Origin of the sequence: Bacillus sp. SB49 (genome assembly GCF_000469135.2) — a bacterium.
Taxonomy (GTDB): domain Bacteria; phylum Bacillota; class Bacilli; order Bacillales; family Halobacillaceae; genus Halobacillus.
In genome coordinates this window covers 523,500-546,893 of record NZ_CP048117.1, presented here as the reverse complement: position 1 = coordinate 546,893, position 23,394 = coordinate 523,500, and the positions used below count along the sequence as shown (strand labels likewise).

Here is a 23,394-nt window from a genome sequence, read left to right as displayed (position 1 = left end):
CTGGTTTCCTCAATTCGCTGCCATAGCTTTTTTACGATACTTTCCCGGAGAGGAACCGACCAGCCGCTTGAATACTTTACCAAAGTAGCTTGGATCAGAATAACCGACCTGCTCACTCACTTCGCTTACAGGCGTATTCGTCGATTCCAGCAGCCGTTTCGCTTTCTCAATCCTCACCTTGTTCAAATAATCGCTGAAACCGATATGAAGGTGCGTACTGAAATACGTAGATAAATAAGATGCGTTAAAGTGAAAATAGTTGGCAAGCGTCGTCAAGGACAGCGGTTCCGCATAGTGTTCTTCTATATATTGCAGCAGACGCTGGACATCGGTCGGGCATTCCCTCTGGGTATCCTCTTGAACGACCACTTGAACCTTCTCCAAAAAATCATAAAAAGGTGCGACCGCATCATTTACATTCCCAGCCTCGTTGATGACTGCAAAGTATTCATACTTTAACGTTTCCAGGTCATCCACCGGATATTTCATATTGCCGAGGAGAACAATGCTGTTAAAAATGACGTTCTCCATCCAAGATTTAAACTCAAAGATATCGAGAGTATAATCACTCGTCAAGGCATCGAGGTGCCTTCTTAAATTTTGTATGGCCGTATCGAATTTCCGCTGCTTGAAGCGATCAATGAAACCACTTAAATCGAATGGGCGCTCCTTCCGCTCCAAGTCCGGCAGCAGCCCTTCCATAAGAATAGGAGCTTCCGGCATATAAAAGGCGTATTCTTTCAAGCGAATAACCTGGTCGCGATAGACTTCACCGACTTCCTTAAGAGAGAAAAACGGTGCACTGACGACCCACGGAGCGCGGTCTCCGACTCCTTCATATTCATCGGAGAAACGTACCAGCCTTTCTTGGACAGCAGCTGTATGAAGGGAGTCATAAATGAGCAGAGCCACATTGAAATCGCTTTCAACGTCAGCGATCCACTCAATTCCTTTAATCGCTCCCTCTTCGGATAATTTTTGATGCAGAGATATAAGTGACGAATTGCCGCCATTCCGTCGGGTCTCGGTCAATCCAAGGAGCGTGTAGGCTCCCTGCGGGAATGCCTGTAACTTCTCTTCTTCTTCCGCCGTCCACTCCTGTCCCTCCAATTTCTTACGCAAAAGATCTTCCAAGGAGATATCTTTTTCATATTCAACCGGGTTGTCTGCTGTATTCGGCGAAATCCGATTTAACGTCCGAATCAGCTCTTCCCCGTTCAATTTCGGCTTTAATATATAATCGGCAATACCGAATTGAAAGGCGGAACGCACATAGTCGAAGTTCTCAAAACTGCTCAGTACGATAATTTCAACGGACGGATGCCGTTCCTTGACGGCCTTCACTAATTCAATTCCGTTCATGCCCGGCATAACGATATCCGTAATAAGCAGATGTGGATGAAGCTCATCGACAAGCTGCAGCGCCTCTTTCCCGTTTGATGCTTCTCCCACAATACGGAATCCCTGACTCTCCCAGTCGATATAATTGATGATCCCCTGCCTGATCAGCATTTCATCATCTACAATGACCACTCGATATAAATCTTCCATACGAACCCCTCCCCGCTTTCATTCCCAAGGCTTGATCCTGTTTGCCTTTCTCTGTCAGCTGAACCCATCTTCACCAGGAAACCAGGGTTTTTGCAGAAAATTCTTTATACCTATATTCTAATGTCATTTTTTTAAACCGTAAACAGCAATCCATGCGAGGTCTCTGACAGAAAAAAAAAAAAAAGGACCAGCATCCTGGTCCTTTTCATAAGCGGGGAGAAGGAATATAGACAAGGAAGCAGCGGAAACCGTCTTCCCTTCCCATCTTTTCTGTATAGTCTATCCATCTGACAGCTGCTTCCATCTCAAGCGTATGCTGATGGATGTCTCTCTCCAGATCTTTCATGGTTTGAAGAAGTTCAAACAACGTCATACCAAACCTTCGGGCGGCCTTCCGGTGTGGTTGATCGCTGCTTATCAATCGAATGAAATCGTCCGGGGTCGACACTGTTTCTGCAAGTTCATCCTCCATTTGAATGACATAGGTATATAATTCTCTTTTGTCAGGATTCATCTGAAGCAGGACATTCTTTTTTAGTATGTTGCGCAGATAATGACTCACGCCTTTTCCCTCGATTCTTTTGCTGAATATACATAACATAATTAAAGAGTAACGATTACTATTTAAAATTATACAATATGCGCTACGTATGTAAAGCTGAAATTCCCAGAAGACAACCGAAGAATTAAATTATTTTTAATACCTAGTTGACTGATAGGAATTATTGTAGTTTAATACCAATAATAGCAAATTCGATCCTCAAGAGGACAAAGGAGTGGAAGGATGTACGAATCATATCCGGTAATCAATGGAGCAGAATCGTTTACGTACGAAGGCAGTAACGGCGTCGGGATCCTTTTGTGTCATGGTTTTTTAGGTACACCACAAAGCATGAAGGACCTTGGGACGGCGTTTGCATCCAAAGGCTACACCGTTAAAGCACCAAGGCTTGCAGGCCATGGAACACATGGGGAAGATCTGAAGCACTGTTCTTTCTCCGACTGGTTCTTATGCTTGGAAGAAGCCTACAGCGAGTTAAGCGCCCAGTGCGGCCGGGTTTATGTTGTCGGTCAATCGATGGGCGGCACGTTGACGCTCGACCTTGCCAGCCGGCATAAGGCAATAGACGGTATCCTGTTGATTAATCCAGCTATGTCCATCCCCTCTTTCTCTACTTATAACAGGAATGATTGTCCGATGTGGATCGAAGAAGGACGTCCGGACATCAAGAAAAACGACGTGGAAGAAATCACCTATACCAGAACCCCGCGATTTGCATATCGACAGCTGCTTCAATACATGGAAGTGGTCCAGAAACGGCTTCCCGCCGTATCCTGTCCGATCAGCTGTTTCCAATCCAGGATCGATCATGTCGTTCCACCGGCAAACACCGACTTCATCCTTCAACGTGTTGGTTCGAAGCAGAAGTCCAAAGTGGTGCTTGAGGACTCTTACCATGTCGCATCGATGGATAATGATCAGGAAACGATCATTGAGCACACCCATGCTTTCATTCAGAACCACCTGCACTACGCCTTACCAAAAGTCGATCTCTAACAAAAAAGCTGCCAGGCAATGGCAGCTTTTTTGTCTTCTATTAATCGAACAGAACACTGACGGAGTGCTCGTGTTGGACACGAAGGAGTGCATCTGCAAGCAATGGTGCCACAGACAGCGACTTGATTTTAGAGATCCGCTTTTCCTCCGGAAGGAAAATAGAATTGGTTACAAGCAGCTCTTTGATCGGCGATTGATCGATTTTCTTCACAGATGGATCCGAAAGTACGGCATGAGTTCCACAGGCATAGATATCTTTCACATCATGCTTGAGGAGCGCTTCCGCAGCAATTGTAACTGTATCGGCGGTATCAATCATATCATCCACGATAATTACGTGTTTGCCTTCTATGTCACCGATGACATTAACCTGACCTGGTTCTCCCGGCCCCTGCCTGCGCTTATCTACGAAAGCAATCGGCAGATCCAGAATGTTGGCCATTCTTCTTGCGCGGCTTAAACCACTCGTATCCGGTGCAACGATGACTGTATCCTGCAGATTCTTATAATTTTCTTTGTAATACTGTGCAAGAATCGGAATACCAAGCAGCTGATCCACCGGCGTATTGAAGAAGCCTTGGATTTGAGGCGCATGCAGGTCGAGAGTGATCACACGTGATATGCCCGCTGTTTCCAGAAGGTTTGCAATCAATTTCGCAGTGATCGGCTCACGAGGACGTGCCTTTCGGTCTTGACGTGCATAACCGAAGTAAGGAATGACCACGTTGATCGTCTTCGCCGAAGCACGTTTCATCGCATCAATCATAATAAGCAGCTCCATCAAGTTCTCGTTGACAGGCTGGGACGTCGGTTGGACGATATACACATCATCCCCGCGGACGCTTTCTTCAATGTTGATCGTAATTTCTCCATCACTGAAACGGATGACGGAACTCTTTCCTAAAGGTACTTCCAGAATGTCCGCTATTTCCTCCGCCAACGGCTCATTGGAATTCATGCTGAACAGCTTCATCTTTGATTCTGAACTCATATAGATCTCTCCCGTACAAAAAAAGTGAAAACCGGATTAAGGTTTATGAAAAAAATACAGCAGCGTTTTCCGCCCCTATAAATGGAAAGTACACCTTCTTATTATAGCATCAAAATCCCCTATGCTTAAATCAGACTCCTGTTCCATTTATTCCCTCAGATCCTCCTTCTCTTATCCAAGGCAGGATGAAGATAAAAAAAGGAGGCCGACAGGACAAGTAATCCTCCTGTCAGAATAGGAACAGTTGTCCCGTACACTTCCGCCAGCCATCCTGCAAATAAAGCGGAAACCGGCATGAGGGACCACGTCATGAAGCGGCTTGTCGCCTGCACTCTCCCGAGCAGATGCGCCGGACTCCCCTGCTGACGGATAGTAAGGATACATGGACTGCTGATGGAAGCTGTTCCTGTACCGACGGCATTCATCACAGCCAGCCACCAGAAAGACCCCCCTGCCGCGAAACCTACAATAGACGCCCCACCGAGAACGCCTGTGCAGAAGAGAAGCGTCCGGTATGTCATTCGTTTACTGAGCCAGCTGGACGCGAAGGATCCTGCCACAGCTGTAATGCCCCCAACAGAAAGAAGAAAACCAATGGGGACGGTGGCCATGTTAATGGTGGAATTCAAATGCACAATGTACATGGTAAGAAACATGGTCGTTCCGAAAACAGAAAACAGCATAGCAAGGTTCGTGTGAAGAATCGCTTTGACAGACCAAACATAACGAAACCCTTCTTTCAACCCGGATATCATTCCGTCTTTGTTCTTTCCACTCCATGCCGGCGGTTGTATAGGAAGGCTCCAAACGACCAAAGCCCCGATCAGAAACGAGAAACTATTCAGGATCAATCCAACTCCGGGGTTCCAAATACTCAGAAGAATCCCTCCAAGCCCCGGGGACAGAAACACAGCAGCCTGAAAAGTTCCACTGTTGACAGCATTCATAGCCGGCAGCTCTTCCTCTTTTACTAATTCAGGAAGAATAGCAAACTGAGATGTTTGATAGAGTTGGGTACACACGCCCACAAACAGTGCTGCTGCATACAGATGCCAGATTTCCAGCTGACCCGTTATGTATAGAATCCCTAAAAGTCCAATAGCTGAAAATCGGGACAGGTCACTTCCCAAAAGAAGGAACTTCCGGTTGAAACGGTCCGTCCACACACCAGCCAACGGCTGAAGGAGAACAGGCAGCCTTTCCAATGCCGCAACGATTCCCATACTTAAAGGAGAACCTGTGATGGATAAGACAATCAGTGGCAGAGCAATCAAGTAGATTTGATCTCCGAAGAAAGATACAAGATTCCCTCCAATGAACCGGAAAGCCGGATGACGAAAGGTGTATCGTCTCTTATCTTCGACAACGTCCGGAACGGCTCCCCTCCTCATTTACATCCCAAATAAGCTTTCATATCTGTTCCCATAGATTCAATTACTTCCGGATTTCCCTCATAAACATTCCCTTCCTGCTTAACAAGTCGCGCAGATTTCAACAGTTTCAAATGATGGTGAATGGTCGTCTTTCCCATCCCCAGCTCTGTCGTCAACGATTGGAGCGAATGCGGTTCCTCCATCAGCCGCTTCAATACCCTCAAACGTGTTTCATCCCCCAGCGCTTTGTATCTTTGCACCAGCTGTTTGTTCGGAACATCCGCTTCCGGATAGATGCTTCCATTCGCTGCTGCATAGTAAAACACCTTCACGCCTTCCAAGTCGGCCTCCACATTCCACGGACGATAAACATAGTGAGGGATAAGGATAACTTTATGGACTCCCGGCTCCGGGAGATACTTCACTCCATCTGTTGCCCACTCCACAAGCTGTTCCGCATTCATCTGCTTCTGCCTCTTCTGTTTAGAAATATGATCTCTCGTTAAAATGGAAGAAAGCTTTTCCTTATCCGGACGTATCACGGTCTCAAACCAGCCTTCCATCACCTTCCCCAAGTGCTCCTTCAACTGTGTGCCGGAAACATGCATAATAAATGCCAAGTAGCCGGGCAGGAAAGGATGATTCTTTAATTCTTTCTGGAGCACATGCAGCGCTTCCTCAGAACCTTCCAAAAGCTCTTGTTTTCTGGCTTCATACTTCCTCCCAAGATAAGGAACAGCATAGGATTTCAATTCCTCATTCGACAGCCCTTCGATAAAGGACTGAAATTCACTCATCTGTGTAAAGTTCCCTTGATGAAGCAGCTGCAAAAGCGTCTTCCATGTATTATGTTCTTTCACATAGGATAGGTGGTCGATCATATCGCTTGAGAAAGAGGCAAGAATCAATTCCCGATCTTTCTCCTTCCATTCCAGCGTGTCCAATAAGGAATCGTTGGTAATGGCTGCAATGCCAAGAGCCGCTTCCCATAATAAAGAAGACTTCACCTCCACCTCATACGTCTCTCTGTTCAGCTTCGTCCCTGCAGAAAATAATTCCATATTATCCCTCCTATCTACATTCTATACATATAGAACATAATATTCAAACTATTTGAAATAAAAAAACTCAAAAATCCTTTCTTGCTACTTTTCTAGTAAACAGCACATTCAGTCATAGGAATAAAGTGCCAAAATCCTCCTATTTCGTTGAAAAGCATGGAATCAATTGGTAAGGTGATAAAAACTTCCAATTAATCCTCATCCATGACAAAACAAAAGGAGAGTTATGTTTTATGAAGAAACTTGCAAAAGTAGGAATCGCTTTAGCCGCTGTAGGTATCTTGAGCTTTGGGGACGTTACAGGTTCGACCTCTTCCGTCGTGGAAGCAAAAAGCATGACATCCGACACCCTTCACCACGCAGGTTCCACTTCTTTCGGAAGCGATTGGAAAAGTGGACGCGTAGGATTCTGGGGCGGTTGTGCTCTATCCGGTTGGTTAGGGACATTTGAATGCCATGAGTCCCAACTTCCTTGGTAATAAAACGACTACTCATAAGAAATGATAATGGAATGAATCCAAAAAGCCCCTGTTTCCTTGTTGAGAGGAAACAGGGGCTTTTTGATATAGAGATCTTTTATTATTTATTACCTTGCTTGACCCATTCGGCTACGGAGATGGTTCGTTTCGTCTGATGTTTGACAGCTGCCTGAACATCTTCCACCATCTTGCCTTCCTGATCTACGGTCACGCTCGTACCATAAGGGTTGCCTCCTGCGCCGAACAGAACAGGATCTGTATAACCAGGAGAAGCGATAATGGCGCCCCAGTGCATCATGGACGTGTAAAGAGACAACAGGGTAGCTTCCTGACCACCATGTGGGTTTTGAGCAGACGTCATACCGCTGACAACTTTGTTGACTGTTTTTCCTGAAGCCCAAAGACCGCCCTGCGTATCAAGGAACTGCTTCATTTGAGCAGGCATGTTCCCGAATCGTGTCGGCACACTGAAGATCAAGGCGTCTGCCCACTCAATATCATCGGAGCTTGCAGTCGGAACGTCTTTCGTCGCATTTACGGTCGCTTTCCAAGCATCATTCGCCTCGATAACAGAAGCAGGTGCTAATTCCTCTACTTTAACAAGCCTTACCTCCGCTCCTGCTTCTTCCGCTGCTTCTTTCGCCCATTTCGCCATCTGATAATTCGTACCACCCATACTATAAAAAACAACAGCTAATTTTACATTTGCCATCTCTTCCATCTCCTTTTGCTTACCGAATAGTTTATTTAGAAATCCCATTGGAATCTTCCCTTCTTGAAATCTCGAAACTGAGATATGTCCTACAAAAAGAATTATACATCTCATTTATCTTGAAATCAAGATAAAAATTCATTATTAAAAAACCCCTTCTGATGGAAGGGGTCTAGTGTATGGGTAATTGGATACGGAAGGTCGTTCCCGCGGAAGAACTATCAAACAGGACAAGATCTCCCCCAAGAGACTGGGCGATCATTTTACTAAACGGGAGACCGAGACCGAGGCCACCGGTTTTATACTTCTTCTCTTCTCCCCTGTAAAACCGCTCAAAGATGAAGTCTCTTTCTTCTTCTTTGATTCCACCACCTGTATCCTCGACATCAATATAGATCCATTGTTCCCGCTGATCCATGCGGATATAGATGTCTCCTTTTCCCTCTATCGCATGAGAGGCGTTGTTGAGCAGATTCGTAATAATTTGTTGGAACCGCATAGAATCCATGGGTATGTCTACATCTTCAGAAAGAAGATCCACGGAGATGGTAAGGTTGTCCTTCTCCTGACCTACTTCCCAATGATGGACCGATTCCTTAACCGTACGATTGACGGACTGGATTTCCTTCGTTAGAGGAACGGAATTGGCTGCAAACGTGTTGAACGATAACAGATCGAGGACCATCCGCTCCAGCTTCTCTGTCTCCTTCAACGAGACCCTTATGAAGTCTTCCGCTTCCTCTTCCTCAACAATCCCATCCTGAACGGCTCGCAGCATGCCGCTGATCGACGTCACCGGTGTCTTCAATTCATGGGTAACTCCGGCAAGCAGCTGACTACGGAGCTCTTCCAGATGCTGCAGTTTCCCGGACATCTCCTGAAAAGACTGAATAAGGTCGTAAATTTCCGCTTCTTTCACCCGCTCATCATCGATATGGAATCCGTAATTTCCTGCCTCTACTTCTCTCGCTGCCTGAGCAACTTCCTGAATAGGCTTAGACAGCCGCTTTGACAAGAAGTAGATAGCCAACCAGCCCAGCAGCGCAAGACAAACGAGGATGAAAAACAACTGCCAATACTCCTGATCGACCTTCGTCAAGTTCTCCTTCGATTCCAGAAGAATGACCCATCCGACGGTGGCATCGTTAATTTCGACAGGTTTGGAAACCATGTAAAACAACCCGGAGCTGGTGTCCAGTTTTTGAATAGTCTGCTCTTCATCAAGAAGGTCGACGGCAAAGCGCTGTGGAAGCCTCTGACCTCTGGGCCGGTCCTGGAACAGAATCGTACCCTGCTGATCAACGACGTACAAATCAGGACGGCTGTCCATGTTCATGAAGTCTTCCCTGCCTTGAATGACGACGTCTTCCTCTTCCTGCGGCTGGACCTGTCCATCATTCACCAGGCGGCCGGCCGTCTGTTCGGCAACGAATTGCATCATACTCAGGCGATTATCCATCGTCTGATGGCGGATCCAGGCGACCGATATGATCCCGATTACGAATAATCCGATGACAAGCGTCCACACATACCTGGTCGTCCAATAACGCTGTAACGGCACTTTCTTTTCAGTAAACACTGAGCTGATATCCTAACCCGCGCAGCGTGCGTATTTCCCCTTCCGAAGAAGGCCAGCTCTTCAAAGCATGACGGATGCGCTTGATACTGACATCGACGGCACGGTCACTACCCTCGTACTCCCATCCCCACACTTTCTCTATAAGCTGGTCTCGTGTAAATGTCTGATTAGGGTGCTCCGCAAGAAAAGTGACTAAAGAAAGATCCCTTGGTGTCAGCGTCACTTCTTCCCCATCCACCTTCACTCGATGACCGATGATGTCGACCTCCAACTTACCGAAACTCTTTACAGGCGATGTCTGCGTTCCAGCCCGTCTCAAAACTGCTTTGACACGTGCCACCACTTCATCTCCGACGAATGGTTTGGCAATATAGTCGTCCGCCCCGTGATTGAGTCCTGTAAGCCGGTCATCCACTTCACTGAGAGCCGTCAACATAATAACAGGGCATTCGCTTTCCTTACGAATATCAGTCAATAAATCCCAGCCATTCTTCCCGGGCAGCATGACATCCAGGATTACCAGGTCCGGCGAAGCACTCTGAAAGGTATCAAGGACCTCGTCTCCCCGAAACACCTGTATAGTCTCAAATCCTGCTTTCTTCAGATATGCCTTCAACACCTGGCTGATCGGCATTTCATCTTCTACAATCATGATCTTACTCACGGTATCTTCACCTTCTCCAGTTGAAATCTAGTTTCAGAATAACATAAGCGGTAAGGAAAGAAGGTGTCCGACCCTCTTACTTGAAGGACCGCATAAAATAATTCAAGAAAAGACCACCCTGTGGGCGGTCTCTCTATTGCTCTTAAAGATTGTTCTTTATTTCATATTCCTCCATCTTTTCATCAAGCCAGGAGGTGTATTCTTCATTAACTTTAGAGTCATATAACGCGTCCGTAACCTCTTCTTTTACGTCTTCATATGTCGCTTCTTCGGCATCCGTATGATCGGTTACTTCAATAATGTGAAACCCATATTCCGTTTCCACAGGGTCGCTCACTTCCCCTGCTTCCATGGAGAAGGCGGCATCGTCAAATGCATCCACCATTTCCCCTTTTCCAAACGTCCCGAGATCCCCGCCGGAATCTTTCGTTGCCTCATCCGTCGAATACTCTTCTGCCAAATCAGCAAATTTCTCTCCGTCATTATATTTATCTAGAACCGTTTGTGCCTCTTCTTTCGTTTCCGTGAGAATATGCCTTGCCGTCACTTGCTCCGGCTGATTAAAACTATCTTTATTCTCTTCAAAATAAGTTTCCTTCTCTTCATCCGTAATGGAGACCCTGTCTTTTAATAGTTTCTCAAGCGTCAGGTATTCTTCCAAATCCGCTTGAAAATCCTCCAGGGACACCCCGTTTTCATTGAGGGCGCTCAGGAAGTCATCCTTGCTGCCATATTGATCGTAATACGTCTCCATTTCTTCCTTCATCTTGTCCTGATCCACTTGGATATCATTCTTCTCTGCTTCCATCTCTACTATTTTACTTGTTACTAATGAATCAAGGGCGTCGTCTCCATATTGACTGACGAGCAACTCATATAAATCATCTTTGGAAATCTCTTCTCCATCTACTGTGGCAACAGCTTCCTGTTTGGCCCCGACATTCACACTGAGCAGGATACAGAGCGCCACAACAACCAGCGCTCCTATCCCTCCGAACATAACCTTTTTATTCATTACATATCTCCCTTATGATTCTTCCTGCGAAGACAGGATGACCTGTACCGTCTGCGCTTGGCCGTCACGATAGTATTTCACAGACACTTTATCTCCTGCTTTGTGATCGGTGTACAGATATTTACGGAGATCACTGGAGCTTGTCACCTGCTGATCATCAATCGAAACGATGACATCCTCTTCTTTCAAACCTGCTTTTGCGGCAGCAGACATTTCATCAATGGAACCGATGATGACCCCTTCTTTCACATCTTCCGGCAGTGTCTGCGTGTAATAGGCAGGCACTTGGTCGATGCTCACTACCCCTACACCTAGATATGGGCGGTCAACCTTTCCATCATCTGTAATGTCAGCGATCAGATCCTTCACATCATTACTAGGGATGGCAAACCCTAAGCCCTCCGCTTCTTCACTGGCGATTTTCAGACTGTTGATTCCAATAAGCTGGCCTGCAGAGTTGATCAATGCACCACCGCTGTTTCCAGGGTTAATGGCTGCGTCGGTCTGAATGACGTCAAGATCCCACTCTCCGGCAGACGTGGAAGTAGTGATCGTACGACTCTTGGCACTGATAATTCCTTGTGTCACGGTTCTTGATAAGTCGAGTCCCAGTGGGTTACCGATGGCAATGACTTCATCACCGGCCCGGACATTATCTGAATCGCCGAAGGCAAGCGGTTTAATATCATAGTCTCCATCAATTTTCAGCACGGCAATGTCTGTCAAAGCGTCGGTCCCGATTACTTCGGCATCTACTTCGCTGCCGTCATTCAAGGAGATTTTCAATTCGGACGCTCCCTCCACCACGTGGTTGTTTGTAACGATATAGGCAGCATCATCCGTCACTTTATAGATGACCCCGGAGCCTGTTCCTTTTTCCGTCGTTTCTGCTGATGCCTGGAACGGGCTTTGCTGTGTTGTCATATTGACGACGCCGACGATTGCATCCGAAGCTGCTTCCGCAATGTCGGCCGTGGATTTACCGGAATCCGAAGCTATTGTCGACACATCTACATCCGCCGCCTCCTGCGTCGCACTTTCCACTACAGCATCTTTGCCATTATCCTGTGCTTGATCCCCGTACGACGTAATTCCTAATGTAAGCGCAGATCCAAGCACACCTGCGGATAGTGATAACCCGATTACTTTAAATAGTGACTGCTTTTTTTCACCCATTTGTATCCCTCATTCCGTAAGATTTTTTCTGATACGCTTACTATAAAACCGGAATGTGTCAGCTGTATGACAGCACAGGATTTTTCATAAACAAAGAAGCTCACTCCCTACTGCGGGGAGTGAGCTTCTTCTTTAAATAATATACACGCCTGTTTCATTCTCTTTAGTTTTTCGGCGGCGTCCAGCGCGGTGCTTCACTTCCTTTTGGATAATCCACCCCGTCCGGATACTTGATCAATTCGACCAAGCTCCCCCAGGGCGTTTTCCCATACACTCCTGCATTATGAGGTCCGTCCTCTTCATCATCCAACGAATGGGGCGGGGACAGTAGAGAACCTCCAGCCGCTTCAAAACGTTCAGAAGCTTGTTCGATATTATCTACATAGAAGGCGAAATGGTGGATGCCTATATCTGAAATACGCAATGGTTCCTTATCCGGTTCGGTTCCCAGCTCAAAAAGCTCCAACGTAGGACCGTCGCCAATTCTCAATAACCGCATATGAATAATGGACGTTCCCTCCGGCAGTCCCAACTGCTTCTCCACTTCATCTCCTGCCATAGGTTCTTGTTCCGGGCGCTGCACATCATAGCTGACCTCGGCACCAAAGGCTTCCTGGAAAAAGGCGGTCGCCTCTTCTATACTGGGCACAGTCATTCCTATATGGTCGATTCCTCTTGTCATTACAATCTCCCCTTCCATCCTTACTTCCCCGTTATCCCCCTGCAGAAAAACGAGACATAGAATGGATCATGGAAGATCCGCTTATTCGAAATCGTACGTTAGGTTCCACTGTTGACGGGCATCATCCATTAAATCCATAACCTCTCGAGATAAAGCGAGCGTCCAATTGTCCACTTTATTCAAGATCAAATCGTTCATAGCCTCCACTTCATATTGAAGCGCATCTGCTTCCACTCCGGCTTCGACTGTTTCCACAGAGCCGTCGGCTGTATAAGTGATGGTTGCTTTATCAGCTCTCGGGAAGTTATCCACCGTAATAAACCCTTCATCACCGGCGACAATGCCGCGTTTCGGCATTTTTGCCCGCATCGCAAGGGAAACGACTACCATCTCATCATGGTCATTCTTCATGACGATACCAGACTGTTCGTCTACTCCTGTCTCATGCTTCTTCACCGTAGTATGCAGCTCCGTCGGCTGCCCTGAGAGGAAGAAACGTGTAAAGGAAAGAGCATAGGTCCCGATATCAAGCATTCCCCCACCGGCAAGATCCGGATTAAAGAAGCGGTTTTCCGGATCATCTTCCTTACAGCTTCCGAACGTCACGTTGACCATATTGATCCTGCCGATTTTTCCTTCTTCGATCATTTCACGGAGCTTCTTGTACAGCGGCATATGGTAAATGGTCATGGCTTCTGCTACTACCAATCCTTTCTCTTCTGCCAATTCCGCAATCGCTTTTAACTGCCTGCCGTTCATCGTAATCGCCTTCTCACAAAGAACGTGCTTGCCGTTCTTCAAAGCATCCATGATGTAAGAATAGTGAATGCTGTGCGGTGTCGCTATGTAGACGACATCGACTTGATCGTCCCGGTACATATCCTCTGTATTCTCATAGACATGATCGACGCCCTCTTGTTCCGCGAACCGGCGGGTTTTGTCCATATTTCTTCCCCACACACCGTAGATATGCCCATTCACCGCTTTGATTGCTTTGGCGAAATCTCCAGCGATTCCTCCAGGTCCGACAATACCCCAATTAACTTGTCCCATTTCAATTCTCTCCTTTTATAGTGATCTCTCTTATCCCAGACGGTCCTGCCACCAATGCTTTCGTTACAACAGAGGTGAACAAGGACGTGTCGATCACACCCGTCAATCCTTTTAACCGGCCTTCCAAACCGGAATCTGCCTTATCCGGATCGACGTAGACATCCAGCAGCAGGTTCCCGTTTTCCGTTATGACGGCCCCGTCTTTATCTTCACTCATCCGAATATTCGCCTGAAGCACTGGGAACGATTCCAATTTGCGGCGGACGTAAGGAAGAGCCTGTGGGAGTACTTCCACTACCACCGGATGTTCGAAGGTCAACGCAGGAACGAACTTCGACTCATCCACAAGCAGCACGTACTCATCTGCCATATAAGCGACAAGCTTCTCTTCCGTATGGATGCCGCCCCCGCTCTTAAGCGCATGCAGCTGCTGATCTACTTGATCACATCCGTCGAAAGCTATATCGATAGAGGGGACGTCGGACAACGGAAGTACCTGCAGACCTTCGCTCACACAATGCTGTTTCGTTTCCCAGGAGGGTGTTACGACCTTTACAGAACGACCACTGTCTTTCAGAAAGGTGACGAGATGCTTTATCGTGCTTCCACCTCCCAGCCCGACAGTCATCCCGTTTTCTATATAGGTCAAAGCTTCTTCGGCACACTGTTTCTTAACATCCATTCGCTTACTCCCCTTCTCGTATCAATGCCTTCGCTGTCTCTTCTGTCGTGACAAGAACGTTGAGATGCCCTGCTGTCAAGGCCGCCTTGATCGCTTCCACTTTTTCATTCGATTCCGCTACTCCGATGGAATACCTCGTTTTATGAAGAGCTTGCAGGTCAATAGAGATCGTCCGGTGCAGGAGTTCCGTGTCCATCATCCGCCCTCTTTTGTCATAGAAATTGGAACAAATATCTCCTGCGACTTCTCCCTCTTCCATCTCTGCAGATAATGTTCCACCGTAGAAAGCTTTCCAATTATCGCCTTGATTGATCGCAGGTGATCCTATTCCAACAACCGCTATCGTCAGCCGGTCCCATAAAGCTTTTACTTCCTGAAAATGTCCGGAAGCGGCCAGTGCCGATTTTAATTCCTCATTGCCCGCAATAGCAGGGACATCGATCAATGTCGAATCCCCCTTCCATTTACGGGCAGCTTCGTAAACGATGGTATTCGCGTGATAACGACTTGCAAGCTTCCCGTCAGGTCCTCCGATTAACGGAACGCAAATAACTTCTTCCTGCGGTTTTTCAGGCTCCAACTCTTCGGCCACCGCAGCAAGGGAAGTCCCCCACGAGAAACCGACGACATCACCGGCTTGAACGATTCGGTCAAGAAATTTCGCACATGCCTGCCCCATCGCTCTCCGCTTCTGATCCTTGGTTTGATTTTCCTTGTCAGGGACGAGAAGGACTTCCTTCAGACCAAACCTTTCTTTCAACTGTTCGCTTACCGCAATATCGTGGAAAGCCTCATAGTTGATACGAATCTGGACAATTTCTTTCTCTCTGATTTTTTTCAACATCCGACTGATGGTCGTCCGGTAGATTCCTAGTTCTTTGGCAATTTGACTCTGCGTCATGTCCTGTTCATAGTACATCCGAGCTATTTGGTAGAGTTTCTTCAACTCTTCTCTCTCTTCCATAGACAACCCCCTTTGCACAAATGTATAACATTAAGGTCATTTGTGCAAACGAAAGCATTCCATAATATTCCACAAAATAAAAACCCGCCAGCCTAAAGAGGCTGACGAGTTTGATAGGTGATTTCTCCACCGGCCATCGTCAGGACAGCTGTACCGCCATCTTTCACCGGGTGCTTATCCCATAATACGAGGTCCGCATCCTTACCGACTTCGATACTGCCGGTTTGATCTTGCAGACCAAGCACTTCTGCAGCACGGATCGTTACACTCTCCAATGCTGTATCCGCATCCAGGCCTGCTTCCACCGCAAGCTTCACGGACGTCTTCAGCTGCTTGACCGGCACGACCGGATGATCGGTGATGATAGAGAAAGAAATCCCCTGTTCATCAAGGGCTCTATACGTATCCCATGACATGCCGCTTAGTTCGACTTTACTCCGCCCGGAAAGTGTCGGTCCGATGGAAAACTTGCAGCGATCCTTGTATTTCACCAATGCAGGTACAATCCGGTGGCCTTCGGTGACGTGTTCCAGGTGCAGGTCAAGATCGAATTCTTCTGCAATTCGTATGGCTGTCATGATATCGTCCGCCCGATGAGCATGAACACAGACAGGTATCCGACGCTCCAGCACTTCCCCAAGCGATTCCTTCCGTAAATCTCTCGGGGAAGGACTTTTCAGATATTCAGCGGCCAGCACCAATTGTTCCCGGATCATTCCGGCAATGCCCATTCGTGTCGAGGGCGTGCGTCCCTGCTGACCATGATATTTCTTCGGATTTTCGCCGAATGCCATCTTTAACCCGGCACGCTCACGAACGATGATGTCTTCAAGGATAAACCCGGGCTTCACTTTTACAATCGCGGTGATTCCACCTATGACGTTGGCACTACCGGGAAGCACCTGTGCAGTCGTCACACCACCTTCTGCCGCATCAAAAAATCCACGGTCGAACGGGTTGATGCCGTCAATGGCTCGAAGGTGGGGAGTGAGTGCTTCGGTCGTTTCGTTGAAGTCGGCCCCCTCCCAACCAATACCTTCTTCATCAATGCCAAGATGCGTATGGGTATCGATAAAACCAGGGGTCAGAATCATCCCCATGCCGTCGATCACTTGTTCATAGTTTCCGAGATCCGCTTCTTTTGCTGTGCAGATCTGTTTGATTTTCCCCGCCTCGACAAGGACGGTCGCGTCTGTTTCTCTTTTTCCTCTTACAGGTTCCAAAACGACATTACAAATGGCTATCATCGGACGTCCCTCTCTTCTATCTGTAAATATTCATAGACCCGGCAGGCCAACTGGACATTGAACCAGTCATCGAACCGGTCAAAGGTCACATCAAGAATTTCCTGAACACGGTTGATGCGGTAATACAATGTATTATGATGGATGTTCAGCTCCTTGGTCACCTTCTTCAAGTCTTTATCAAACCGGACATAGGTGATCAATGTGTGCAGCATGTCGTTATTCTTTTCTTTGTCATACCTCATCAAAGGACCAAGAAAGTCAGATACATAGAGAGAGAGGTCTTCCTCACTGTTCTGAAGAAGAAAGCGATAGAAACCTGCATCGACGAAGCTCATCACATTTTTCGACGGCTTCGTCTTTAAGACCTGGATGCACTTCTCCGCATCTGCATAGGACTTATTCAATTGGAAAAGATTCTTATGGACACGGCCGACACCAGCTTTAAGCGGCGCGGAGGATCGTTCCAGCATGTGAACAAGCGCCTTCATCTTCTGACGCGCAGACCCTTTACCTTCTGATTCCGGAAAGCTGATCATAGCGAAAACATACGAGCGGTTCATGGAAACAATCCCGTTCAACTCAAGCTTCGTTACTACACTTTCGAGCGCGTCCCCTATCTCTTCCCGCTGACGCCTGGAATTGACCGTCATCATCTCTTCCCCCATCTTGTCCGGATCGACATGACAGAGCACCATCGCATAAAAATCGGCTGGATAGAGGCCAAGGTTGGATGCCTGCACTTCGACCACCGGATCACGCTCCCCTGTCAGAATTCCTTCTACCAGCTGTCCCTTCGCCTGCTGCTCCGCCTCCCTTATGGAATCCTCTTTCGTTAATTCCAAGGAAAGAACGGTCGTCCCGTATTCAAATAAGACGATATCATTCTCGAAGAAATCGGCAGAATCAATCCACACACAGACAAATCCCCACACAGAGACCGGACCCGTGATCGGCAGAACGACGAGCTGCTCGCCTGCATGAGCAATCTGCTGCCATTTATTCATTTTAATAACTTTCTTGACCCTGTCATGACTGAGAAACCTGTCCGGGAGTCCCTTCTCCCCCGCTTCCTCATCGACGAACAGCGGCTTAAGGAGCGCATCATACACGGCGAAAGGGTACCGGACCATCGTTTTCATCGTTTGAATGATCCCTTGAACTCCGCCTCCACTGGCGGCTACGTTCGTCAAACGATGGTGGAAATCCGTTGTACGCTGCATCGTTTCGTGTTCTTTCCTTAACGCCAGATGGGTCTGCTGTAAGGCCTCCCGCTGCCTCTTCTCCTGACGGTACAACCGTGCATGCATGATAACAACAGCGATATGATCCGCCAGCGCCTCCACTAAGTGGAGGTCGTGCTCTGTCAGATAGGGATGGTCCCTGAAACTGTCCAACGTGAGGACACCGATTGTTTCCTTATGAAACAAAAGCGGGACCGACAGCATGCTCTCTGGTATGGAACGTTCCTCAGCCGCCTCCAGATAATGCTCGTAATTAAAAGCGGACATCGTTTCCATTGCTTCCTTAATGGATCCTGTACCTTGCAGAAGCGAAGCTCTCCCGCTTTCAAACACACGGCCGCTGACACCTTCTCCTGGCTTCAGTCTCGTCTTCTTATATCCGGAATCACGAAAACCGACAGCTGCTTCCACGAGGAGTTTCCCGATTTTCTCATCATAAAGAAACAGAAATCCGGAATCCGCCGCTGTGACAGCATCCACCACGGAATCCAAAATGATCTGCAGGAACCCTTCCTCATACATCCTCGAGGAGAGGGTATGAGAGACCCCGGTCAATACGTGGAGCGCATTCTTCCTTTTCTGTTCATTCGTATGATGAAGAAGCAGCTTCAGCCATGCTTCATGCTCTTTCAGGAAAGAGGCAGCTGCCCCTTCATCATACTTGTGACGCCCGATCAGAACGACCATCACATCTTCCCCGTTATATACCCATCGATCTCCCGTCTCCCTTATCGTTCCTTCTTCCATACAAAGGGAAAGGGAAACCCATTCAGAAATAGAGTCGGTGTATGTTTTCTCAGACACACTGGTCCTTGTATGTTTATCGACGATGACGATATCCTCCAACCGATACCTTGCCTTCAGTTGCTGCAATAGTTCTTTTTCCATAGGTGCCACCTCTAAAATAACTATAAGGAATTTTCAGAAAAAAGTGTATGTCAATCTAAGGGAATTCCCTCTTTGACTGCATCGATCCATTCATGATACCTGTCAATCAGGACAGATTTGTTCTTGTCATAAATCCGACGGAGCTCTTGTACCGGGTTCTCATGATCGTCGACGCGGAAGTCGACGAAAGGAAATCCTTTTACCGAGGCTACCTTGATGACCGCAGACTGTTTCCCACGGATGTCTCCACCGGCTGCATCACCGGCATGAAGGGCTTCAAGAAGCTTTTCGGCGAGTGATCCCTCCGCCTCTTTAAAGGCGGAAACCATCTGTTCAAGGACTTCCGGTCCGGTAAGCAGATTCCCTTGGACCGCCCATTGGTCTCCGACAATATGTCCTTTATAATCATCGTTCTCCACCCCTGTATAGACGCTGCTGTTTCCATATTGGTCCATCACTGAAACTTGGCGCAGTTCTTTGCCCGGGTCATGAAAGAGGAGATGGTTGAGCGTTTCATTGGCCGTCCGCCCTTTCTTCAGATGGTCCACGCCCTCCTGGCCTAATGCCGGATTGACCCATCCCTGGGTGATGACGATCCCCACATTCGGTTCGATATGGGGAGAATAGGCACCGACGCCTGGAAACCGCGTGGCAACAGCAGCTCCGAAATTGCCCGTTTCCGGACAGCGGGCCATGATAGAAAATGTATTTAGCTTCATAACGTTACACCTCATGACAGGCCACATAGTGACCCTTCTTTATTTCTCTAAATTCCGGTACTTTGGTTTTGCAATGTTCCTGTGCAATCGGGCAGCGGGTATGGAACCTGCAGCCTGACGGCGGGTTGTCCGGACTCGGTATTTCCCCCGCGAGCGTGATTTTCTCCCGCTTCGTATGAATATCAGGAACCGGAATGGAAGACAGGAGCGCTTTCGTGTATGGATGGAGGGGATGCTCATAAAGCTCATCACTATCGGTCAATTCGACCATCTGCCCTAAGTACATAACCCCTACGCGATCGCTGATATATTGGACGACACTTAAATCATGGGCGATGAAAAGATACGTGAACCCGTATTCCTCCTGAAGGTCCATCAGCAGGTTAATAATTTGCGCCTGAATGGAAACATCAAGGGCAGCAACAGGTTCATCTGCCACGATGAACTTCGGATTTAACGCCAGGGCTCTCGCAATCCCGATCCGTTGACGCTGCCCTCCAGAGAACTCATGCGGGTAGCGATCTTTGTAACTCTCCGGAATACCGACATCCGTAAGCAGTTTCCCGACGCGCGCCTTCCGTTCCGCCTTCGTCATACCGATCGTTTTCAACGGCTCTTCGATAATATCTTCGACGACCATCCTTGGATTAAGAGAGGCGAATGGATCCTGGAAAATCATCTGAAAATCACGTCGCTTCTGCCTCAGCGTTTTCCTGTCCCAGTCCATGATGTTCTCGCCTTCAAAATATACTTCTCCATCCGTTGCATCCAGGAGACGCATTAGCAGACGCCCGGTCGTCGACTTGCCGCATCCGGACTCTCCTACAATCCCGAGCGTTTCCCCTTTGTAGACCGTAAAGCTCAAATCGTCTACTGCTTTGACTTCACTCTTCTTTCGAAATATGCCATTGGATACATTAAAATACTTCTTCAGGTTGTCGACGCGGACGAGTTCCTCTGTCGTCATCGTTTCTCTCCTCCTCCAGCCAGCAGGCGACTCTGTGTTGTTCCGACTCCGAAGCCTTTAACGCCGGTTCCTTATGCAGGCACTGTTCCATGACGAATGGACACCGCTCGGCGAAGCGGCAGCCTTCCGGTAAATCATGCAGGTTAGGCGGCTGTCCTTCAATCGGCTGCAGCCGTTCCCTGATACCAGGACGCGGCACAGACTTCAACAACCCTTGCGTATAAGGGTGCTTCGGTCGATCGAATAGATCTTCCACGGACCCTTCTTCGACAATTTTGCCGGCATACATGACCGCCACTCTGTCACACAGCTCAGCAACAACGCCTAAATCGTGGGTGATCAGAACAATCGCGGCGTTCGTTTCATCTCTAAGACGCCTTAATAAATCCAGCACTTGCGCCTGTATGGTTACATCCAAAGCGGTGGTCGGCTCATCAGCAATGATCAAATCCGGATCACAGGACAAGGACATAGCGATTACCCCGCGTTGCCTCATCCCTCCACTGAATTGATGCGGGTATTGATGCACCCGTTTGTCTGGAGAGGGGATACCGACTTTCTTCAGCATCTCCACCGCACGTCTCCATGCCGACTTCTTGTCTTTGTTCTCATGAATCATCGGCATTTCGGCAATTTGTGTACCAACCGTATAAGCCGGATTAAGGGAAGTCATCGGATCTTGAAAGATCATCGAAATATCCTTACCCCGGACGTGCTGCATTTCTCTCTCTGTTTTCTTGAGAAGATCCTCCCCACGGTACAGGACCTGTCCGCTGACTTCTTCGCTTTTCTTCTGACCGACAAGGCGCATGATCGATTGAGAGGTCACACTTTTTCCACAGCCGGACTCACCGACGACTGCGAGAATTTCTCCTTGCTTTACTTTTAAATCGACACCGTCCACCGCTTTGACTATCCCTTTCTTCGTATGAAAATGCGTCTTCAGATTTTGTACTTCCAGCACATACTCAGACATCGGCTTCCTCCTTATGCAGACTCATTCTTCAACCTTGGGTCAAGGGCATCCCTTAATCCATCGCCCATCGTATTGAAGCTGAACACGGCAAGCGTAATGGCGATGCCCGGGAATACCGCCGTCCACCAGGCCGTTTCCATCCAACTCTTCCCTTCACTCAGCATAATTCCCCAGGACGGTGTATCCGGAGAAACTCCGAGACCGAGGAAGCTGAGCGCCGCTTCTGCCAAGATAGCGAAAGCGAAGGAAAGAGTCACTTGCACGATAAGCGGGGCCACACTATTGGGGAGAATGTGTTTCCACATGATCTTCATATTGCTCACTCCCATCGAGCGGGCCGCTTCGATATACAGAGAATTCTTGATGGAGAGCACCGATCCCCTTGCGATCCTGGCGAAAATAGGTGTGTACACAATCCCGACAGCGATCATCAAATTCGTGAGGCTTGGTCCTAAGATAGCCATAATGACTAGGGCAAGCAGAATATCCGGGAAAGCGAACATGACATCCGTCAGCCTGGACAGCACATGATCGACCCATCTGCCGTAATAAGCAGCAACGACTCCGATGATGGTCCCACAGACAAAGGACAGACCGACCGAAATAATACCGACTTGTAAAGAGATCCTCGTTCCATAAATGATCCGGCTCAAAATATCACGTCCGAATTGATCGGTACCGAGCAGGTGGGCCATACTCGGTCCCTCCAAAATAGCGTCCGTCATCATTTCGTATGGATCATAAGGGGCAATCAGCGGGGCAGCGACCGCCATCACTGCAAACAAAAGCGTCATGCCAAGTCCGAAAACACCGACTTTATTTTTTTTGAATTGATACCATAAATCAGACATCACGATTCTCCTTTCTTAATATCTGATTTGCGGGTTCAGGAATCCGTAAATAATATCCACAACCAGATTGACAATCACAAAGGCGCTTGCAATGAACAGAATCGTCCCTTGCAGCAGCGCGTAATCCCGGTTTGTTATCGCCTGCAGAGCGAGACGACCGACACCAGGAAGACCGAAGATCTGCTCCACGACGACAGAGCCTCCAAGCAGATAGCCCGTTTGAATGCCGAGTACTGTCACAACAGGAATGAGCGCATTCTTCAGCGCGTGTCTCCAAATCATCCGAGAATTGGAAACCCCTTTTGCTTTTGCCATTTTGATATATTCCTGATTCGTCACTTCCAGCATCGAGGAGCGCGTCATCCGCATCGCGACAGCTCCTACAGCTGTGCCTAAGGCGACAGCAGGAAGCAGCATGCTCTTCAGATTTCCCCATACGCTGTCATAAAGGCCGACGAAGCCGCCGGAAGGAAACCAGCCGGCATAGAGACTGAAGAAGAGAATCATCAATGTACCAAGCCAGAAGTTAGGAACAGATATGCCGAGCATCCCGCCAAAACTTGCTCCGTAATCAAACTTACTGTTCCTCTTGAGAGCAGCTATCGTACCAAGTGGAATGGCAAGAATAACAGCGATGATTACACTAAGCAGGGCAAGCTCGATCGTAATCGGAAGCCGGGCCATGATTGCTTCAAGCACCGGAGTGTTCGTAAATTGCGAATATCCGAAATCCCCTTGCAGAACGTTTCCGAGCCATAAGAGATATTGCTGAATGAGTGGTTCATCCAGCCCGTACTTATCTCTCAAGGCAGCTGCCTGATCCGGAGAATAACTGGTACCCAGCATGGCTGTGACCGTATCCCCGGGAACCAGCCGGACGATGAAGAACGCCACAATGGAGATTCCGAACAAGACCGGAATGGAAATAAGCAGCCGTTTGATGATGTATTGGATCATCCAATCGT

Annotated in this window: 23 protein-coding genes; 2 read left to right on the top strand and 21 right to left on the bottom strand. The window is 48.0% G+C overall.

What is annotated here, in order from left to right:
* Positions 1-9: 9 nt before the first annotated feature.
* Positions 10-1,551 (bottom strand): response regulator transcription factor, encoded by a 1,542-nt coding sequence (locus tag M662_RS02845; protein WP_008636403.1) that lies wholly within the window; start codon positions 1,549-1,551, stop codon positions 10-12.
* Between the two features lie 205 nt (positions 1,552-1,756).
* Positions 1,757-2,113: a hypothetical protein gene (locus M662_RS02840; protein WP_008636402.1), complete on the bottom strand. Its 357-nt coding sequence runs from the start codon at positions 2,111-2,113 to the stop codon at positions 1,757-1,759.
* Positions 2,114-2,335: 222 nt separating this feature from the next.
* On the opposite strand from M662_RS02840, the gene M662_RS02835 reads away from it, so the two are divergent.
* Positions 2,336-3,109, top strand: coding sequence for an alpha/beta hydrolase (locus tag M662_RS02835; RefSeq protein ID WP_008636401.1), 774 nt, complete (start codon positions 2,336-2,338; stop codon positions 3,107-3,109).
* A 40-nt stretch (positions 3,110-3,149) separates the two neighbouring features.
* Here the strand turns inward: M662_RS02835 and M662_RS02830 are convergent, their stop codons facing one another.
* The 3 genes from M662_RS02830 to M662_RS02820 form a co-directional block, all read right to left on the bottom strand.
* A complete protein-coding gene (locus M662_RS02830; RefSeq protein ID WP_008636400.1) occupies positions 3,150-4,100 on the bottom strand; it encodes a ribose-phosphate diphosphokinase in 951 nt (316 codons plus the stop codon).
* Positions 4,101-4,255: 155 nt separating this feature from the next.
* Positions 4,256-5,491: an MFS transporter gene (locus M662_RS02825; protein WP_026578775.1), complete on the bottom strand. Its 1,236-nt coding sequence runs from the start codon at positions 5,489-5,491 to the stop codon at positions 4,256-4,258.
* Positions 5,488-6,534, bottom strand: coding sequence for an ArsR/SmtB family transcription factor (locus tag M662_RS02820; RefSeq protein WP_026578776.1), 1,047 nt, complete (start codon positions 6,532-6,534; stop codon positions 5,488-5,490). Before M662_RS02820 ends, M662_RS02825 begins: the two co-directional genes overlap by 4 nt.
* 233 nt (positions 6,535-6,767) lie before the next feature.
* On the opposite strand from M662_RS02820, the gene M662_RS02815 reads away from it, so the two are divergent.
* Positions 6,768-7,013, top strand: coding sequence for a hypothetical protein (locus M662_RS02815; RefSeq protein WP_008636395.1), 246 nt, complete (start codon positions 6,768-6,770; stop codon positions 7,011-7,013).
* A 100-nt stretch (positions 7,014-7,113) separates the two neighbouring features.
* Here the strand turns inward: M662_RS02815 and wrbA are convergent, their stop codons facing one another.
* The 16 genes from wrbA to M662_RS02735 all read right to left on the bottom strand — a co-directional run bounded on the left by wrbA (position 7,114) and on the right by M662_RS02735 (position 23,386).
* A complete protein-coding gene (gene wrbA / locus M662_RS02810; protein ID WP_026578777.1) occupies positions 7,114-7,725 on the bottom strand; it encodes an NAD(P)H:quinone oxidoreductase in 612 nt (203 codons plus the stop codon).
* A 172-nt stretch (positions 7,726-7,897) separates the two neighbouring features.
* Complete coding sequence (locus M662_RS02805) at positions 7,898-9,304, bottom strand: HAMP domain-containing sensor histidine kinase (RefSeq protein ID WP_008634488.1); 1,407 nt, start codon at positions 9,302-9,304, stop codon at positions 7,898-7,900.
* Entirely contained in the window at positions 9,294-9,968 is a 675-nt protein-coding gene (locus M662_RS02800) for a response regulator transcription factor (protein ID WP_026578778.1), read from the bottom strand. The genes M662_RS02805 and M662_RS02800 overlap by 11 nt, the downstream gene beginning before the upstream one ends.
* A gap of 142 nt (positions 9,969-10,110) precedes the next feature.
* The gene (locus M662_RS02795) at positions 10,111-10,983 is read right to left on the bottom strand and encodes a peptidylprolyl isomerase (RefSeq protein ID WP_035388704.1); all 873 of its coding nucleotides are present in this window, start codon (positions 10,981-10,983) and stop codon (positions 10,111-10,113) included.
* Between the two features lie 12 nt (positions 10,984-10,995).
* Positions 10,996-12,159, bottom strand: coding sequence for a S1C family serine protease (locus tag M662_RS02790; protein ID WP_026578780.1), 1,164 nt, complete (start codon positions 12,157-12,159; stop codon positions 10,996-10,998).
* Between the two features lie 163 nt (positions 12,160-12,322).
* Positions 12,323-12,841, bottom strand: coding sequence for a VOC family protein (locus M662_RS02785; protein WP_236096534.1), 519 nt, complete (start codon positions 12,839-12,841; stop codon positions 12,323-12,325).
* Positions 12,842-12,922: 81 nt separating this feature from the next.
* The gene (locus tag M662_RS02780) at positions 12,923-13,894 is read right to left on the bottom strand and encodes a Gfo/Idh/MocA family protein (RefSeq protein WP_026578782.1); all 972 of its coding nucleotides are present in this window, start codon (positions 13,892-13,894) and stop codon (positions 12,923-12,925) included.
* 1 nt (position 13,895) lies between these two features.
* On the bottom strand, positions 13,896-14,576 hold the full coding sequence (gene rpiA / locus M662_RS02775) for a ribose 5-phosphate isomerase A (RefSeq protein ID WP_026578783.1): 681 nt from the start codon (positions 14,574-14,576) through the stop codon (positions 13,896-13,898).
* Between the two features lie 4 nt (positions 14,577-14,580).
* Positions 14,581-15,540 (bottom strand): sugar-binding transcriptional regulator, encoded by a 960-nt coding sequence (locus M662_RS02770; protein WP_008634478.1) that lies wholly within the window; start codon positions 15,538-15,540, stop codon positions 14,581-14,583.
* Between the two features lie 92 nt (positions 15,541-15,632).
* On the bottom strand, positions 15,633-16,787 hold the full coding sequence (locus M662_RS02765) for an amidohydrolase (protein ID WP_026578784.1): 1,155 nt from the start codon (positions 16,785-16,787) through the stop codon (positions 15,633-15,635).
* Positions 16,784-18,916, bottom strand: a complete 2,133-nt coding sequence (locus M662_RS02760) for a helix-turn-helix domain-containing protein (protein WP_026578785.1) — start codon at positions 18,914-18,916, stop codon at positions 16,784-16,786. The genes M662_RS02765 and M662_RS02760 overlap by 4 nt, the downstream gene beginning before the upstream one ends.
* 50 nt (positions 18,917-18,966) lie before the next feature.
* Positions 18,967-19,635 carry a DUF1028 domain-containing protein gene (locus tag M662_RS02755; protein WP_026578786.1) on the bottom strand — a complete coding sequence of 223 codons (669 nt, stop codon included), beginning with the start codon at positions 19,633-19,635 and terminating at the stop codon, positions 18,967-18,969.
* Positions 19,636-19,639: 4 nt separating this feature from the next.
* Positions 19,640-20,602: an ABC transporter ATP-binding protein gene (locus M662_RS02750; protein ID WP_026578787.1), complete on the bottom strand. Its 963-nt coding sequence runs from the start codon at positions 20,600-20,602 to the stop codon at positions 19,640-19,642.
* Positions 20,553-21,578 carry an ABC transporter ATP-binding protein gene (locus M662_RS02745; protein ID WP_026578788.1) on the bottom strand — a complete coding sequence of 342 codons (1,026 nt, stop codon included), beginning with the start codon at positions 21,576-21,578 and terminating at the stop codon, positions 20,553-20,555. The genes M662_RS02750 and M662_RS02745 overlap by 50 nt, the downstream gene beginning before the upstream one ends.
* A gap of 11 nt (positions 21,579-21,589) precedes the next feature.
* Positions 21,590-22,429, bottom strand: a complete 840-nt coding sequence (locus tag M662_RS02740; protein ID WP_026578789.1) for an ABC transporter permease — start codon at positions 22,427-22,429, stop codon at positions 21,590-21,592.
* A 15-nt stretch (positions 22,430-22,444) separates the two neighbouring features.
* A complete protein-coding gene (locus M662_RS02735; protein ID WP_026578790.1) occupies positions 22,445-23,386 on the bottom strand; it encodes an ABC transporter permease in 942 nt (313 codons plus the stop codon).
* Positions 23,387-23,394 lie beyond the last annotated feature (8 nt).